This window comes from Mitsuokella sp. AF33-22 (genome assembly GCF_003475755.1).
Lineage (GTDB): Bacteria > Bacillota > Negativicutes > Selenomonadales > Selenomonadaceae > Mitsuokella.
Window position 1 is genome coordinate 1 of the sequence record NZ_QRQA01000016.1, and the last position, 358, is coordinate 358.

Genomic DNA, 358 nt, shown 5'->3' on the forward strand with positions numbered 1-358 from the left:
GAGGCAAATGCAAATAAATATCAATGGGTGTGGAAGAAGGCGACAGAGAAATCACGTTACCGCTTGTTTGCAAAGATAACCACACTGTTTGAGGAACTCAATGCGGAACTGGCTCCCAGCGGCATCGCCATCCCTACAAACACAGAATATCTGGCCGAGGTGCTGAAGCAATACACTGCCTTCTGGAAGCTCGATGAAGCAGACTTCGTCCACTGGCGCGGACACCACAAGAGCCCGCAACAACGTCATTACGAGCGCCTTCGGGAATATATGAGTAAGCTGGACGAGTATACCGAGAAACTACGGATCTGCGGGGACGGACGGAACAGGACCATCCGGATAAATCGAGAACTGACCG

The 358-nt window shown here is 51.4% G+C and carries 1 pseudogene; it reads left to right on the forward strand.

What is annotated here, in order from left to right:
- Positions 1-358: pseudogene (locus DWZ54_RS11950) on the forward strand (IS1182 family transposase); the annotation flags it as partial.